Genomic DNA, 15,237 nt, shown 5'->3' on the forward strand with positions numbered 1-15,237 from the left:
ACCACCACCGACGACACCGGCGCCTTCGAAGCCCCCGGCCTCACCCCCGAGACCGACTACACGATCATCGTCGACGGCGACACCGACCGACCCATCGARTTCACCACCCCCGCAGCCGGCGCCCCCAACCCGCCCCTCGAACTCGAACAGCCCGCCGCACCCGTCGACCCCGACCCGGTCACCGTCGACGTCGTCGGCACCATCACCGACGAACAGGGCGAACCCGTCACCGACACCCCGATCGTCATCGTCGAGACCACCCGTCGACCCCGACCCGGTCACCGTCGACGTCGTCGGCACCATCACCGACGAACAGGGCGAACCCGTCACCGACACCCCGATCGTCATCGTCGAGACCGACACCACCGACCCCGTCGTCGAGACCACCACCGACGACACCGGCGCCTTCGAAGCCCCCGGCCTCACCCCCGAGACCGACTACACGATCATCGTCGACGGCGACACCGACCGACCCATCGANGACCACCACCGACGACACCGGCGCCTTCGAAGCCCCCGGCCTCACCCCCGAGACCGACTACACGATCATCGTCGACGGCGACACCGACCGACCCATCGAGTTCACCACCCCCGCAGCCGGCGCCCCCARCCCGCCCCTCGAACTCGAACAGCCCGCCGCACCCGTCGACCCCGACCCGGAGCCCGAGCCCAGCCCGGAGCCCACGCCGGACCCGACGCCCGTGCCGCCGGCGCCGACCCCCGAGCCCGCCCCCGACACCGTCTCGATCAGCGGAACGGTGATCGACCTCGACGGGGCCCCGGTCGTCGGCGCACCCGTGGCCGTCGTCCTGGCCGAGTCCGCGGTGGATCCGGTGGACCCGGCCGACCCGACATCGCCCGCCCCGGGTGACGTCGTCGCGGCCACCACGACCGACGACGCGGGCCGCTTCGCCGCTGCAGGGCTCGTCACCGAGACGACCTACCGCGTCGTCGTCGCCGGCCAGACCATCGCGACCGTCACGACCGGCTCGACCGACCTCGCGCTGGGCACCGTCGTCCTCGCCCGCGACGCCGCGCCCGACGCGCCGCCCTTCGCCGGGGCGCTCCCGGGCGTCGGCCCCTCGCTCGCCTACACGGGCGCCGACGCCGCCGCGCCCCTCGGTTTCGGCGCCGGCCTGCTCGTCCTGGGTCTCGTGCTGGCGACGGGAGCGGCCGTCCGCGGCCACCGCCGACACGCGGCCGCCGAGCGGACCGAGTGACCCGAGGAGGCGCGGTGCGGGACCCCCTGCACCGCGCCTCCTGCCGTCCCCGGCCCGACTCGGACACCACCGCGTGCGCGGAGCACCGCCTGATCCGCCGACGCTCCCTCCACATCGCGGTCGGTGACGACGCGCCCCGGCGAGACCGCCCCGTCGGGAATGCGCGGCGGGCCGGCGGGTGTTGACTGACGCCATGAAGAACACGACACTCGGCCAGGTCGACGGCGGCCTCGACGTCGGACGCCTGGGCCTCGGCCTGATGGGCATGTCCGCTTTCTACACCGGCAACAGCACGGACGACGCCGAGTCGGTGCGCGTGATCCACCGCGCCCTCGACGTCGGCGTGACCCTGCTCGACACCGCCGACATGTACGGCCCGCACACCAACGAGCAGCTGCTCGGTCGCGCTCTGAAGGGCCGCCGCGACCAGGCGGTCGTCGCGACCAAGTTCGGCAACGTCACCGAGCCCGAGGCGCGGGCCGAGCGGACCGTCGACGGTCGCCCCGAGTACGTGCGCAAGTCGGTCGACGGGTCGCTCCAGCGTCTCGGCATCGACCACATCGACCTCTACTACCAGCACCGCGTCGACCCGCAGGTGCCGATCGAGGAGACGGTCGGCGCCATGGGCGAGCTCGTCACGGCGGGCAAGGTGCGGTTCCTCGGGCTGTCGGAGGCGGCGCCCGAGACGATCCGTCGCGCCCACGCCACCCACCCGATCACGGCGCTGCAGACCGAGTGGTCGCTCTGGAGCCGCGAGCCCGAGGCGGAGATCCTGCCGACGGTGCGCGAGCTCGGCATCGGCTTCGTGCCGTACTCGCCGCTCGGCCGCGGGTTCCTGACCGGCACGATCCGGTCGGTCGACGAGCTGGCACCCGACGACTTCCGGCGCTTCGCCCCCCGCTTCTCGGGTGACAACCTCGAGGCGAACGTCCGCATCGTGCAGCAGGTCGACGAGGTCGCCCGCGCCGTCGGCGCCAAGCCCGGGCAGGTCGCGCTCGCGTGGCTGCTCGCCCAGGGCGACGGTATCGTGCCGATCCCCGGTACCAAGCGCCGCGCCTACCTCGACGAGAACGTCGCGGCCGACGACGTCGTGCTCGACGAGGACCAGCTGCACCAGCTCGACGACGTCGCGAAGCCGAAGGGCGACCGCTACGCCGACATGTCGACGGTCGACCGGTAGCGGCGGGCCGGGCGCGGCGCGGCCGAGGAGGCGCGGGTACGGTCGACCGATGGACGACGTGATCAGACGAAGGGCTCTCGTGCACGGCAGCGTGCAGGGGGTCGGATTCCGTTTCTCGACCGAGGGTGAGGCCGACCGCATCGAGGTCGGCGGATTCGTGCGCAATCTGCCCGGCGGCGACGTCGAGGTGGAGGTCGAGGGCCGCCCCGACCGTGTGGCCCTGCTGCTCGAATGGCTGCAGGAGGGCCCCTCGGGCGCGACCGTCGAGTCGGTCGAGGTGACCGAGATCGACCCGGTCGGCGAGACGGCGTTCACCACCCGTCGCTGAGGCTCGCGCCTCGGCATCCCGCGATCCGGATCCGCACCTCACATCCGGGCCCCGGCCGGCGTCTACAGGGTGAGTAGCATCGCCGAGTGTGAGGAGCCGTCCGTGACGACCGAGATGACCGAGAGCGTCGAGCCGCCGATCGTGCACACGACGGTGGCGACCCCGCTGGGCGAGCTCACCCTCGTCGGATCGACGGAGGGCCTGTCCGGGCTCTTCTTCCCGGATCACCGCAACCTGCCCGACCCGGCGGGGTTCGGCCGGGTCTCGACGACGGGCGTCGGGGCGACGGACTTCGCCGAGGTCGAGCGGCAGCTCGGCGAGTACCTCGAAGGCGGGCGCCGCGTCTTCGATATGCCCCTGGCGCCGCGGGGCAACGAGTTCCGCCGCCGGGTCTGGGCCCTGCTGCGCGACATCCCCTTCGGCGAGACCCGCAGCTACGGCCAGCTGGCCCGGGAGCTCGGCGACGTGGGTCTGGCCCGTGCGGTCGGCGCGGCCAACGGCCTCAACCCCCTCAGCATCATCGTGCCCTGCCACCGCGTCGTCGGGGCCGGCGGCGCCCTGGTGGGCTACGCCGGCGGGCTCGAGCGCAAGCGCTGGCTGCTCGATCTGGAAGAGCCCGAGAGCGCCTCCTCGGGTCGACTGTTCTGACGTGCTCCCGTTCGACCGCGTCGTCGAGAGGCACGGCACGACCGTCTGGCGTGTCTGTCGAGCCGTCCTCGACGAGCACGACACCGACGACGCGTGGTCCGAGACCTTCGTCGCCGCCCTGATCGCGTATCCGTCGCTGCCCGAGACCGCCGACGTCGGGGCCTGGCTGGTGACCATCGCCCATCGCAAGGCGATCGACGTCGCACGGGCCAGGACGCGGCGGCCCCGCCCGGTCGAGGTCCTGCCCGAGAGCAGACCCGCGCCTCCGGCGGACGAGGCCCTGACCCGCCGAGACGAGCTGGTCCGGGCGCTCGAGCAGCTTCCGCCCGGCCAGCGCCGTGCCGTCGTGCACCACCACCTCCTCGGGCTGTCGCATGCCGAGGCCGCCGAGCTGACCGGGGTCAGCCCCGCCGCCGCTCGGCGCGCCTCGTCGGACGGCATCGCCCGTCTCCGCAGCATCCTCACCGCAGCCGACCCCTCGCCCCCACGGAGGACTCCATGACCGGACCGACCGATCCCGTGCCGGCCGACGACGACGACGCCCGTCTGCGCCGCCTGCTGGACGACTTCGCTCCGGGCGACGATCGTCTCGCGGCTCTGCGCGCCCGCTTCGTGCGATCGGCGTCGGACGCCGAGGCGATCGACGTGTCGTACCGGACGCTCGACTCCCCCGTCGGCCGCCTGCTCGTCTGCGCGACGACCGTCGGCGTCGTCCGCGTCGCATTCGACGTCGAGGGCCTCGACGGCGTGCTCGAGCGGCTCGCCGCCGCGATCAGCCCCCGCATCGTCGAGGCCCCCGCCGCCCTCGACGACGCCGCGGCCCAGCTCGACGAGTACTTCCGCGGCGAGCGCCGTTCGTTCGATCTGCCGCTCGATCGTCGCCTGTCGAAGGGCTTCCAACGCATCGTCCTCGAGCATCTGCCCGACATCGCCTACGGCGGCACCGAGTCGTACGCCGCGGTCGCCCGCGCCGCCGGCAGTCCCCGGGCCGTCCGTGCCGTGGGCACCGCCTGCGCGACCAATCCCCTGCCGGTCGTCGTGCCCTGCCACCGGGTCGTGCGGAGCGACGGCACCCCCGGTCGCTACCGTGGGGGGATGGCCGCGAAGCAGATCCTCCTCGACCTCGAGGCCGCCTCGTGACCGGCGGCGACGGCGACGGCGACGGTCCATCGGTCGACGCGGGGGCCGACCCGTCCGTGATCGTCGGCGACGACGGGCTCGCGCGTCCGCTCTGGGCCTCTCGTGATCCGCTGATGCGCGAGTACTACGACACCGAGTGGGGCATGCCCGTCCGCGACGAACGCGGCCTCTTCGAGCGGCTGAGTCTCGAGGCCTTCCAATCGGGGCTGTCGTGGGCGACCATCCTCCGCAAGCGACCGGCGTTCCGCGAGGCCTTCGCCGACTTCGACCCCGACCGAGTCGCGCTCTTCGACGACGACGACCGCGCCCGCCTCCTGGCCGACGCCGGCATCGTCCGCAACCGGTCGAAGATCGACGCGACGATCCAGAACGCCCGGGCCGTCGTGGGGCTCCGCGACGACGGCGGGCTCGCCGATCTCATCTGGTCGTTCCGCCCCGGCGAGACTCCTCGCCCCGAGACGATGGCCGACGTCCCCACGACCTCGCCCGAGTCGCTCGCCCTCTCGAAGTCGCTCAAGAGTCACGGCTTCACCTTCGTCGGCCCGACGACCATGCACGCCCTGATGGAGGCCGTCGGCATCGTCGACACGCATCTGGTCGGCAGTCATCGCCGAGGCTCGTCAGGCGTCTGGGCCGAGCCCGTGCCCGGGCCGGCTGCGGCGACCGCGTCCCCGCTGCGGACCGCCTCGACCGGGTCCGGCTCATGACCCGCCTCGTCGTCCGGCCGGTCGGCGCGTACGACCGGGCCCACGCGCTCGGTCTGCTCGCCGCTCACAGCATCCCCGGTGCCGAGGCGACCGATCTGGGCGCGGGGTCGCACTCGCGGCTGGTCGAGGCGGGCGACGGACCCGCGCGCGCCTCCTACCGGGTCGATCTGTCGTTCGCGGGCGACGAGGGCGTCGTCGTCGACGTGGCTGCGACCGATCGCGGGACGCTCGGCGAGATCGAGACGATCGTCCGCCGCTGGCTCGACCTGGACGCCGACACCGACGCGGTGCGCGACACCTTCGCCGCCGACCCGGTGCTGGGCCCCCTCGTCGCGGCCCGCCCCGGCATCCGCGTCACCGGCAACCCGGAAGGCTTCGAGACAGCCGTCGTGACCGTGCTCGGGCAGCAGGTGTCGCTGGCTGCCGCACGCACCTTCAGCGGGCGGCTCGTCGCAGGGTACGGCGAGCCTCTCGACGGCACGGGTCTCACGAGGTTCCCGCGGGCCGAGGTGCTGGCCGCCGCCGACGTCGACGGCCTCCGCGCAGCCGTCGGCATCACGAACAGTCGTGCCCGGACCGTCCAGGCCCTCGCCCGCACCGTGGCCGACGGACTCGTGATCGCACCCGGCGGCGATCTCGTCGACGTCCGTCGGCGGCTGCTGGCCGTTCCCGGCATCGGCCCCTGGACGACCGACTACCTCGCCGTCCGCGCCCTCGGCGACCGGGACGCCTGGCCCGCCGGCGACCTGGTGCTCCGCCGGGTGCTCGGCGGTCTGACCACGAGACAGGCGGAGGCCGCCGGTGCCGCGTGGTCGCCGTGGCGGGCCTACGCCCTGTTCCATCTGTGGGCCGCGGTGCTGCCGACGGCACCCTGACCGGGCCGCATCCCTCGCTCAGAGGGCCGGACCTGGGCGAACCTGCGAGCGCCCGCTCGGAGACCGCGTAGCGTCTCACTGGTCGAAGGCGTTTCTTTCGTCTTCTCTGGCCGGTGTTGCTCGCATCCCTGCCCGTGAAGCTCAACTGCGACAACATCGGCACGAGGGGCATCGTCGGCGGCCTGGCCACGACGGTGCCCCTCATCTCCGCCCTCCCGGCCGCTACCGTGGCCCCATGGATGCCCAGCAGATCACCATCCCGACCCCCGACGGCGGATCACTCGCGACGACGCGACGGCCGGGCGGCGGCCCCGCCGTCGTGCTCCTCCACGCCGGCGTCGCCGATCGGCGAGCCTGGGAGGGCGTCGCCCTCGACCTGCGCGCCGACCACGATCTCGACCTCGTCGCCTACGACCGTCGCGGCTTCGGCGACAGCCCCGCCGCGGCCCCCGACTCGACGTTCACCCACGTCGACGACCTGATCACGGTGCTCGACGCCCTCGACATCCGGGAGGCCGTGCTCGTCGGCAACTCCCGCGGCGGCGCCCTGGCGTTCGACACCGCGCTGCTCCACCCCGAGAGGGTCAGCCGGGTCGTCGTCATCGGATCGGCGGTGTCGGGCATGACCGACGACGACACCCCCTTCGACTGGCAGCCGGACGCGGCGTCCGAGCCGTTGATCGCGGCCTCCGACGACCCCGAGGCGAGTGTCGACGACCGCATCGATGCCCTGGCCCACCTCTGGCTCGACGGGCCCACCGCACCCGCCGAGCGGGTCGCCGGCTCCGCGCGCGACCTGTTCGGCGCCATGAACCGCCGCATCATCGAGCTCGGGGCGCCCGGCGGGGCCGGGGGCGGCGACGTCGACGCCTGGTCGCGTCTCGGCGAGGTGACGGTTCCGGTCCTGTGCGCCTGGGGCGACCTCGACCTGCCGTGCGATCTACCGTTCCTCGTCGAGACCGCCCGGCGGGTCGGTCAGGGGCCGGGCCGCGTCCTGCCCGGTGTGGCGCACCTCCCGGGTCTCGAGCGTCCGGAGCTCGTGGCGGGGCTGATCCGCGAGGTGCTCGAGCGTCAGGCGCGCTGAGAGGACCGGGAGCGACCGCACGGCGTCACGCGCCCCGACTCGTTAATCGGCCAGAGCCCGATCGGCCGCCCGTCGAGGCCGGAGGGGAAAAGCGCAGGTCGGGCCGAGTAGCTAGAGCGACTAGGCAGAAATGCTCGTTCATCAGGCATTTTCACGTTGAGGATCGGCCTCCGCGAGCGTACGGTCGCCGGGTGCCGACCAGCTGATGGATCGGCGGGTCGCACCTCTGATCGTCGAGCTTCTCACGGGCAGGGAGCGGAGGCGCGACCCACCCGGCCCGCTGCTGCACCTCACGCCCGCCAGCGCCACCGAGCCGCCCCGACCACGCCGAGCAGCGTCGCGGACACGACCAGAGGCACGGGCGTCGCCGCCGCGAGCGCCGCGGAGCCGCCGACCAGACCGGCGAGCACGAGTCCGTCGACCGCCCAGATCACGCGCACCAGGGCCATCGGGTCACCGGCCGGCGACGACACCGGCAGCAGCAGCGCGGGCGGCATCGGCCCCTTGAGCGCGCCGGTCGCCCGGACGCCCAGCGACAGCACCGCGGCGGCCGCCGCGGCGAGGGGCACCGCACCTCCTGCCGTCGGCCCCACGAGGCCCGCCGTCACGACGCCCGCGGTCACGAGCACGACGACGGTCAGGACCAGGGGGAACAGAGCGTGCAACCCGAGGAGGTGCGGGTCGCCCACCCCGTAGAGGGTGACGTCGCCCACGACGGCGGCCGCATGACGGAGGCCGTCGGTGATCGGGCCGAGACCGGCGAACACGACGAGTCCGGCGGCGGTGCCGAGCAGCACGGTCGAGTCGACGGCGGACGACGCCGCACCGGTCGACGTCGCCGCGCCGAGCAGGACCCCGCCCCCGGCCAGCGCCATGACGCCGAGTGCGAGCCGGACCGGCGTGCGGGCCGCACCGATCGCGTCGCGCCGCACGAAGGTCCACGCCCTCCACCGCGACGGTCGCACCGCCGCGAATCGACGACCGACCCGGGGTCGCGACCGGTAGATCGCGGTCGCCCCGGCGAGGTCGACGCCCGACACGAGACTCGACGCCGCCTCCCACCGCGACGCCTGCGCCAGCAGATCGTGCGGCCGGAGGCGCGCCAGAAGCCACGGCGTCACGGCGAGCGCAGCGGCGACCGAGGCGACGAGCGAGAGCACGGCTGCGATCTCCGGAGGCGCGATGCCGCCGACCGGATACGCCCGCTCGACCCAGCCACCCGGCGTCGCGACCGAGGCGGCGGGCACGAGCCGGCCCACGACCGCGGTCGCGACCGCACCCGCCGCCAGCCAGCCGGCGGCGCAGGGGGCGGCCTGCCCCACCAGCCACGACACGAGGATCACGACGCCGACGAGCGCCCCGGCGACGACGAAGAGCAGCGCGGCCCCGGGTGACGCAGCGCCGGCCTGCACCAGCGTCGCTCCGATGACGGCGGCCGCACCGGCGCCCGAGACCACGAGGGCCGCGCCGGCCCGGACGAGAGGGCGCCGGAAGGCCTCGAGCCGCGGCAGGTCGGCGGTCGCCAAGGCGAACACGAGGAGCGGTGTCGACGAGACCGGGCCCCGCTCGCGGCCGAGCACGAGGGCCGCGCCGATCAGCGACGCGACGACGATGCCGGCGGCTCCCGGCGCCTGGGCCGAGGTCAGCGCGGCGACGCCCTCGGCGCTGACGGCGGTCGTCCAGACGAGCCGCGCGACCGGAGCGACGACGACGAGGCCGAGCGCGACGATCACGTAGGCGCGATACCAGCGGTCGTGGCGGGTCCGGGCCGAGCGCGCCTCCCACACGCCCCGGACCGCGGCGACGCGAGCTCGGGCTCGGGCTCGCGCGCGGACTCGGTCTCGCGCTCGCGTGCCGGGGCGGGGGCGGGGGCGGGGGCGGGGGCGGGGGCGGGGGCGGGCGCTCGCGCCCTCGTGCCGACCGTCGCCGTCGCGGTCGCCGTCGCGGACTGGCGTGCTCATGCGGCGGCGGCCAGCTCGAGCGTGCTCCCGCCGAGCGCGTCGGCGAGCACGTCGCTGTGGGTGGCCACCACGATCGTCGCCCCGTCGTCTCGGCGAGCCCGTAGCACCCGGACGACGGCGGCGAGGTGCTCGGGGTCGAGTCGCTGCTCGGGCTCGTCGACGATCAGCAGCTCGAACGGCCGGGCCAGCACGAGGGCGAGGCCGAACAGCTGGGTCTGCCCCGACGACAGCTCATGCGGGTACCTCGCTCCCAGCCCGCCGGAGCCGCCGAGCCCCAGGTCACCCAGGACCGAGCGGGCGAGCGCGGACGCCTCGTCGCCGTCGACCCAGGTCGAGGCGACGAGCAGCACGTGGTCGGCGATCGTCAGGTCGGGTGCGAAGGGCGGCAGACCGATCAGGGCCGCGACCCTCCGCCGGAACTCGCGGTCCCGGGCGTCGACGTCCGCCCCTCCCACCCTCAGGCGGCCGCTGGTCGGGTGGCGGGAGCCGGCGAGGAGGCGCAGCAGAGTGGACTTGCCGGCCCCGTTGCCGCCCCGCACCACGAGCACCTCCCCCGCGGCGACCGACACGGACACGGGTGCGAGCAGGGTCACGCCGTCCACCCGGACACCGGCCTGGTCGACATCGATCATGGGTCGAGTCTGCCAAGCCCGCACCCCACCCGTCGAGCATCCCCGCACCGCGCCCGCTCCCCGCACCGCACCCCGAGCAGCGCGACACCCCGTTTCCCGCGTGACACCCCCATCCATCGGGGTGTCGCGCCGATAACGGGGTGTCGCGCGGAGTGAGGGCGCGGCGCGGACGCGCGGTGCGGCGGGGGCGTCACGCCCGCGGCGCGCTCCCGCCTACGCTCCCGCCGCCGCGCGGTGGTGCCGTCCGAGCGGCAGCATCATCGGCGACCCCGTCGTCGGGTCGGTGATGACGCGGCTGTCGAGGCCGAAGACGGCCCGCACGCAGTCCTCGGTCAGCACCTCGTGCGGCGTGCCGACGGCGTGCACGCGCCCCCCGGCGACCGCGACGAGGTGGTCGGCGTACCGCGCGGCGAGGTTGAGGTCGTGCAGCACCATGACGACGGTCGTCCCGCGCGACCGGTTGAGATCGGTCAGCAGATCGAGCACCTCGATCTGGTGACTGACGTCCAGGAAGGTCGTGGGCTCGTCGAGCAGCAGCAGGTCCGTCTGCTGGGCCAGGGCCATGGCGATCCAGACGCGCTGGCGCTGCCCGCCCGAGAGCTCGTCGACGGCGCGGTCGGCGAGCACCGTCGTGTCCGTCGCATCGAGCGCCGCGGCGACGGCCACGTCGTCGGCAGTGGTCCAGCGCGAGAGGATCCCCTGATGCGGGTGGCGGCCCCGGCCGACGAGGTCGGCGACGGTGATGCCCTCGGGTGCGACGGGCGACTGGGGCAGCAGACCGAGGGTGCGGGCCACCTGCCGGGCCGGCAGCCGATGCACCTCCGACCCGTCGAGCACGACCCGCCCCGAGACGGGCTTGAGCAGCCGCGACATCGATCGCAGCAGGGTCGACTTGCCGCACGCGTTCGCCCCGACGATGGCGGTCATGCGCCCGGGGGGCACCACGAGATCGAGGTCGTCGACGACGACCCGGTCGCCGTACGCCAGGGTGAGATGCTCGATCTCGAGGGTGTGGTCGATGGTCACAACGAGCCTCCGGCGCGATTGGTGCGGACGATGAGGTAGATCAGGTACGGCGCCCCGAGCACGCCCGTGACGACCCCGACGGGGAACCTCGTGCCGAGGGCGTACTGGCCCACGACGTCGGCGACGAGCACGAGCAGCGCGCCCACGAGCGCCGACGGCACGAGCAGCGCGCCGTTCGGTCCGACGATGCGGGCGGCGATCGGCCCCGACAGGAACGCCACGAACGCGATGGGTCCGCAGGCCGCGGTGGCGAACGAGATGAGCCCGACGGCGGCGACGATGACGATCAGGCGGGTGCGGTCGACCCGCACGCCGAGCGCCGACGCGGTGTCGTCGCCGAGCTGCGTGACCGACAGGTCGCGCGACTGCGACAGGAGCACCGGCGTCAGCACCGCGAGAGCGATCAGCACGGGCACGACCTGCGGCCAGCTCGTCCCGTTGAGGCTGCCGGTCAGCCAGCGGGTCGCCTCCTGGAGGTCCCACTGCGCGGCGCCCGAGAGGACGTACGCGGTCAGGCTGTCGAGCATCGCGGCGATGCCGATGCCGATCAGCACGAGTCGGGTGCCGGCCACGCCGCCCTTCTTCGACAGCAGGTAGACGAGCACGGCGACGGCGAGTCCGGCGACGATCGCGAACGCCGACACCTGGGCGTCGTCGAGCGACAGGGTGATGATGGCGAAGGCGGCGGCCGCGCTGGCGCCCGAGCTGATGCCGATGATGTCCGGGCTCGCGAGCGGGTTCCGCAGCATGGTCTGGAACGTCACGCCGCCGAGCCCGAAGCACAGGCCGGCGGCGACCGCGAGCACCGCTCGGGGCAGCCGGAGGCGCCCGACGGTGAACCCCGCACCGGGGACGTCGTGCCCGAGCAGCACGCCGAGCACCTCGGCGGGTCCGTAGAAGGTCCGCCCCACCATGAGGCTCACCACGAACACGACGACGACCGCGGCGACGAGCACCCCGATGACGGTGCGACGCCGACGACCCCGGGCGCGACGCGCGCGTGCGACCTCGTGGGCGGCGGAGGCGATCGCCGAGGAGGCGCGGGTCGCGTCCCTGACGTCGGCGGCGCTCACAGCGCGCGCACCTTCGACCGGCGCACGATCCAGATGAAGAAGGGCGCGCCGATCAGCGCGGTGACGATGCCGACGTCGATCTCGGCGGGTCGGGCGACCACGCGGCCGACGACGTCCGACGCGGTCAGCAGCACCGCGCCTCCCAGGGCCGAGTACGGCAGCAGCCAGCGGTGGTCGACCCCGGTCAGCAGGCGGCAGGCGTGGGGCACGACCAGGCCGACGAAGCCGATCGGGCCCGTGACGGCCGTGGCGGCGCCGCAGAGCACCACCGCGCCGAGGGCCGCGGCGCCGCGGGCGACGGCGACCCGCTCGCCGAGCCCGGCCGCGAGATCGTCACCGAGCGCCAGCGAGTTCAGCGCCTTCGCCGAGAGCAGGCACACCACGAGTCCGACCACGAGGAACGGCATCACCTGACCGAGGCTCGAGAACGTGCCGCCGCCGACGCCGCCGATCTGCCACGAGCGGATGTTGGCGGCGATGTCGCCTCGGGGCAGCGCCACGGCGGTGATGAACGACGCGAGGGCGGCCGAGGTGGCGGCCCCGGCGAGGGCGAGCTTGAGGGGCGTCGCGCCGCCGCGCCCGAGCGAGCCGATCGTGTAGACGAACAGGGCGGTCACCGCGGCACCGGAGATGGCGACCCAGACGATGCTCGTCGCGGCGCTCAGGCCGAAGAACGCGAGACCCGCGACGACCGCGAGGGAGGCGCCGGTGTTGATCCCGAGGATCCCCGGGTCGGCCAGGGGGTTGCGGGTCACCCCCTGCATCACCGCGCCCGAGACGGCCAGGGCGGCTCCGGCGACCGCGGCGAGGAGGGTCCGCGGCACCCGCTTCGCCACCGACGCGCGGTCGAACCCGTCGGTGGCGCCGCCCAGGGCGGCCCAGACGTCGTCGAGGGCGACGGCGCGCGTGCCGATGACCAGCGACAGGGTCATGACGACGGCGAGCGCTCCGATCAGCGCGAACAGCCAGAGGGCGCGCGAACGCCTCGGGCGTCGCACGACGGCGACGCCCGAGGCGGTCTCGGCGGGGAGGGCGGTGAGCACTACGACTTCGCGGCGGCCTCGTCGAGCAGGTCGGCGTACTCGTCGAGGATCCACGAGATCGACAGGGGCGTCGGGTTCGCGGCGGTGCCGAGCGATCCGGTGCCGGGGAGCGCGACGATGGCCTCGTTCGCGACGGCGGGCATCTGCGAGAGCACGGGGTCGCTCTCGAGCGTCTTCACGAGCTCCTCGTCGCCGTAGGTGACGATGACGTCGACGTCGTCGAAGGTGTCGGCCGTCTCGGCGCTCTGCGTGAGCGAGAACAGGTCGGTCGCGGCCGAGGCGTCCGCGATGCTCTGCGGCTGCTGCAGACCGAGGTCGTCGAAGAACTGCACGCGGGTGTCGTGGGTCGTGTAGAAGCTGACCTCGCTGAGGTCGGTGGTGTCGACGTGGGTGAGGAACATCGCCGTCTTGTCGGCGAGCGCGGGGTGATCGGCGGCGACTCCGGCGATCTCCTCCTCGAGGTCGGCCACGAGCTGCTCGCCCTCGGCGGCCATGCCCATGCCCGTGCTGTTGAGCTCGATCATGTCGCGCCACGAGGTGCCCCAGGCGGTCTCCGGGTAGGCGACGACGGGCGCGATCTCGCTGAGGGTGTCGTAGTCCTCCTGCGTCAGGCCGGAGTACGCGGCCAGGATCACGTCGGGCTCGGTGTCGGCCACGGCCTCGAAGTCGACGCCGTCGGTCTCGTCGAAGAGCACCGGGGTCTCGCCGCCGAGCTCGTCGAGCTTCTCGCTCACCCACGGCAGGACGCCGTCGCCGTCGTCGTCGCCGAAGTCCGCACGCGCCATGCCGACGGGGACGACGCCCAGCGCGAGCGGCACCTCCTGGTTGGCCCAGTTGACCGTGGCGACGCGTTCCGGCTTCGTCTCGATCGTCGTCGTCCCGAGAGCGTGCTCGATCGTGATCGGGCTGAAGTCGGCGGACGCTGCGGGCGCGTCGTCGGTCGCACCGGCGTCGGCGGAGCAGCCGACGAGGCCGACGGCGAGGGCGGACGCGGCGCTCAGGGCGAGCAGGGTGGAGGTGCGGGACATGGGTTCCTCTCGAGGCGGGACGGGATGCCGGACAGGGGACGACCGGTGTCGGGAGGGCGCGCGGAGAGTGCGCCGCGTCGACTGACGCCCCGACCGCTCTGCTGTGGGGAGCGTCGGGGAGGCACGGTGGTCACCGTGTTAGGCATGCCTAACCTAACTGGGATTCGACGTCGGGGGCAAGTCCGCGACGCGGCTCCTGAGGGGCGGATCGGGCATCATGGGGCGAGCCCTGATCGGGCGCGACCCGCCCGGGAAGGAACCCGCATGAGCGTCAAGCCCACCGTCCTGTTCGTCTGCGTGCACAACGCCGGCCGCTCGCAGATGGCCGCCGGCTATCTGCAGGCCCTGGCCGGCGACCGCGTCGAGGTCCTCTCGGCCGGCAGCGAGCCGCGCGACGAGATCAACCCGGTGGCGATCGAGGCCATGGCCGAGGAGGGCGTCGACATCGCCGGCAACCAGCCGAAGGTGCTCACCACCGACGCCGTCCGGGCGAGCGACGTCGTCATCACGATGGGCTGCGGCGACGCGTGCCCGATCTTCCCGGGCAAGCGCTACGAGGACTGGGCGCTCGACGACCCGGCCGGTCAGGGCATCGAGGCCGTGCGCCCGATCCGCGACGACATCAAGGAGCGGGTCGAGGCCCTGCTGAGCGAGATCGCGCCCGCTCCGTGATCTCGGCGACGACGTCGTCCTTCGCGTCGGAGTAGGCGTTCGAGTCGGTCCACGACCGCTGCATCAGCGCCTCCTTGACCCCCTGGTAGAGCGCACGGTCGGCGGCGTCCGCGCGGAGGTGATCGCGCAGGAGGAGGTAGTCGGCGATCGCGCGATGACCGCGCTCGTAGACGTGGACGTGCACGTCCCTGCTCGGCGTGCGGACGAGACGATGCTCGGGTTCGCGGACCCTCAGCTCGTAACCCGCGACGATGAGGGCGTCGAGGTAGTCCTCCTCCGCCGTGATGTCGGGCACCGCGACCACGAGGTCGATGATCGGCTTCGCAGCGAGACCGGCGACGGACGTCGAGCCGATGTGCTCGATCTCGACGTCGAGCCCTGCCAGGGCCAGCGCGATGCGCTCGCGGTGGACGGCGTACACGTCGGCCCAGCGCGGGTCGTGGGGTTCGAGCCCGACGTGCAGGGGCTGGGGTCCGCCGACGAGCTCCAGCGAGGTCACGTCGGGGCGTCGGGGCGTGCGGCGGGTCGTCATCGTGAGGCTCCTTCGAGGGTCGGTCCCAGCGCGGTGGTCGACGGCCAGCCCGCCAACGTAACCGGGCGCGCCCCGCGGTGCAAGCCGC

The 15,237-nt window shown here is 73.8% G+C and carries 17 protein-coding genes and 1 pseudogene; 10 read left to right on the plus strand and 8 right to left on the minus strand.

Features of this window, described 5'->3' with window-relative positions; all coding sequences use genetic code 11:
* Positions 1-303 (minus strand): annotated as a pseudogene (locus tag ASF17_RS16055) (hypothetical protein); the annotation flags it as partial.
* Positions 304-346: 43 nt separating this feature from the next.
* Between ASF17_RS16055 and ASF17_RS16165 the strand changes: the two are divergent.
* The 9 genes from ASF17_RS16165 to ASF17_RS14235 form a co-directional block, all read left to right on the plus strand.
* A partial coding sequence (locus ASF17_RS16165; protein WP_442855751.1) for a hypothetical protein occupies positions 347-480 on the plus strand: 134 nt, incomplete at its 3' end.
* Positions 481-1,413: 933 nt separating this feature from the next.
* Positions 1,414-2,400, plus strand: a complete 987-nt coding sequence (locus tag ASF17_RS14200) for an aldo/keto reductase (protein WP_055801604.1) — start codon at positions 1,414-1,416, stop codon at positions 2,398-2,400.
* Between the two features lie 49 nt (positions 2,401-2,449).
* Positions 2,450-2,728: an acylphosphatase gene (locus ASF17_RS14205; RefSeq protein ID WP_156357456.1), complete on the plus strand. Its 279-nt coding sequence runs from the start codon at positions 2,450-2,452 to the stop codon at positions 2,726-2,728.
* 114 nt (positions 2,729-2,842) lie between these two features.
* Entirely contained in the window at positions 2,843-3,376 is a 534-nt protein-coding gene (locus ASF17_RS14210) for a methylated-DNA--[protein]-cysteine S-methyltransferase (RefSeq protein WP_055801768.1), read from the plus strand.
* A gap of 1 nt (position 3,377) precedes the next feature.
* Positions 3,378-3,878, plus strand: coding sequence for an RNA polymerase sigma factor (locus ASF17_RS14215; protein WP_055801608.1), 501 nt, complete (start codon positions 3,378-3,380; stop codon positions 3,876-3,878).
* Positions 3,875-4,516 (plus strand): methylated-DNA--[protein]-cysteine S-methyltransferase, encoded by a 642-nt coding sequence (locus tag ASF17_RS14220; protein ID WP_082475419.1) that lies wholly within the window; start codon positions 3,875-3,877, stop codon positions 4,514-4,516. Before ASF17_RS14215 ends, ASF17_RS14220 begins: the two co-directional genes overlap by 4 nt.
* 56 nt (positions 4,517-4,572) lie before the next feature.
* Entirely contained in the window at positions 4,573-5,223 is a 651-nt protein-coding gene (locus tag ASF17_RS14225) for a DNA-3-methyladenine glycosylase I (protein WP_442855752.1), read from the plus strand.
* Positions 5,220-6,098: a DNA-3-methyladenine glycosylase family protein gene (locus tag ASF17_RS14230; RefSeq protein WP_055801612.1), complete on the plus strand. Its 879-nt coding sequence runs from the start codon at positions 5,220-5,222 to the stop codon at positions 6,096-6,098. The genes ASF17_RS14225 and ASF17_RS14230 overlap by 4 nt, the downstream gene beginning before the upstream one ends.
* 235 nt (positions 6,099-6,333) lie before the next feature.
* Positions 6,334-7,182, plus strand: a complete 849-nt coding sequence (locus ASF17_RS14235; protein WP_055801617.1) for an alpha/beta fold hydrolase — start codon at positions 6,334-6,336, stop codon at positions 7,180-7,182.
* 290 nt (positions 7,183-7,472) lie between these two features.
* On the opposite strand, the gene ASF17_RS14240 is transcribed toward ASF17_RS14235, so the two are convergent.
* The 6 genes from ASF17_RS14240 to ASF17_RS14265 all read right to left on the minus strand — a co-directional run bounded on the left by ASF17_RS14240 (position 7,473) and on the right by ASF17_RS14265 (position 13,945).
* A complete protein-coding gene (locus tag ASF17_RS14240; RefSeq protein WP_156357457.1) occupies positions 7,473-9,143 on the minus strand; it encodes a hypothetical protein in 1,671 nt (556 codons plus the stop codon).
* Positions 9,140-9,775 (minus strand): ABC transporter ATP-binding protein, encoded by a 636-nt coding sequence (locus tag ASF17_RS14245; protein WP_055801624.1) that lies wholly within the window; start codon positions 9,773-9,775, stop codon positions 9,140-9,142. Before ASF17_RS14245 ends, ASF17_RS14240 begins: the two co-directional genes overlap by 4 nt.
* Positions 9,776-9,988: 213 nt before the next feature.
* Complete coding sequence (locus ASF17_RS14250) at positions 9,989-10,801, minus strand: ABC transporter ATP-binding protein (RefSeq protein WP_055801626.1); 813 nt, start codon at positions 10,799-10,801, stop codon at positions 9,989-9,991.
* A complete protein-coding gene (locus ASF17_RS14255; protein ID WP_082475421.1) occupies positions 10,798-11,874 on the minus strand; it encodes an iron chelate uptake ABC transporter family permease subunit in 1,077 nt (358 codons plus the stop codon). The genes ASF17_RS14250 and ASF17_RS14255 overlap by 4 nt, the downstream gene beginning before the upstream one ends.
* Positions 11,871-12,917: a FecCD family ABC transporter permease gene (locus tag ASF17_RS14260; protein ID WP_055801629.1), complete on the minus strand. Its 1,047-nt coding sequence runs from the start codon at positions 12,915-12,917 to the stop codon at positions 11,871-11,873. Before ASF17_RS14260 ends, ASF17_RS14255 begins: the two co-directional genes overlap by 4 nt.
* Positions 12,917-13,945: an iron-siderophore ABC transporter substrate-binding protein gene (locus ASF17_RS14265; RefSeq protein ID WP_055801632.1), complete on the minus strand. Its 1,029-nt coding sequence runs from the start codon at positions 13,943-13,945 to the stop codon at positions 12,917-12,919. The genes ASF17_RS14260 and ASF17_RS14265 overlap by 1 nt, the downstream gene beginning before the upstream one ends.
* A gap of 264 nt (positions 13,946-14,209) precedes the next feature.
* Between ASF17_RS14265 and ASF17_RS14270 the strand changes: the two genes are divergently transcribed.
* The gene (locus tag ASF17_RS14270; RefSeq protein ID WP_055801636.1) at positions 14,210-14,617 is read left to right on the plus strand and encodes an arsenate reductase ArsC; all 408 of its coding nucleotides are present in this window, start codon (positions 14,210-14,212) and stop codon (positions 14,615-14,617) included.
* Here the strand turns inward: ASF17_RS14270 and ASF17_RS14275 are convergent.
* Positions 14,568-15,149, minus strand: a complete 582-nt coding sequence (locus tag ASF17_RS14275; protein WP_055801639.1) for a GrpB family protein — start codon at positions 15,147-15,149, stop codon at positions 14,568-14,570. The genes ASF17_RS14270 and ASF17_RS14275 overlap by 50 nt on opposite strands.
* Positions 15,150-15,237: the final 88 nt, after the last annotated feature.

The sequence above is a fragment of the Frigoribacterium sp. Leaf263 genome (assembly GCF_001422285.1).
Taxonomy (GTDB): Bacteria; Actinomycetota; Actinomycetes; order Actinomycetales; family Microbacteriaceae; genus Frigoribacterium.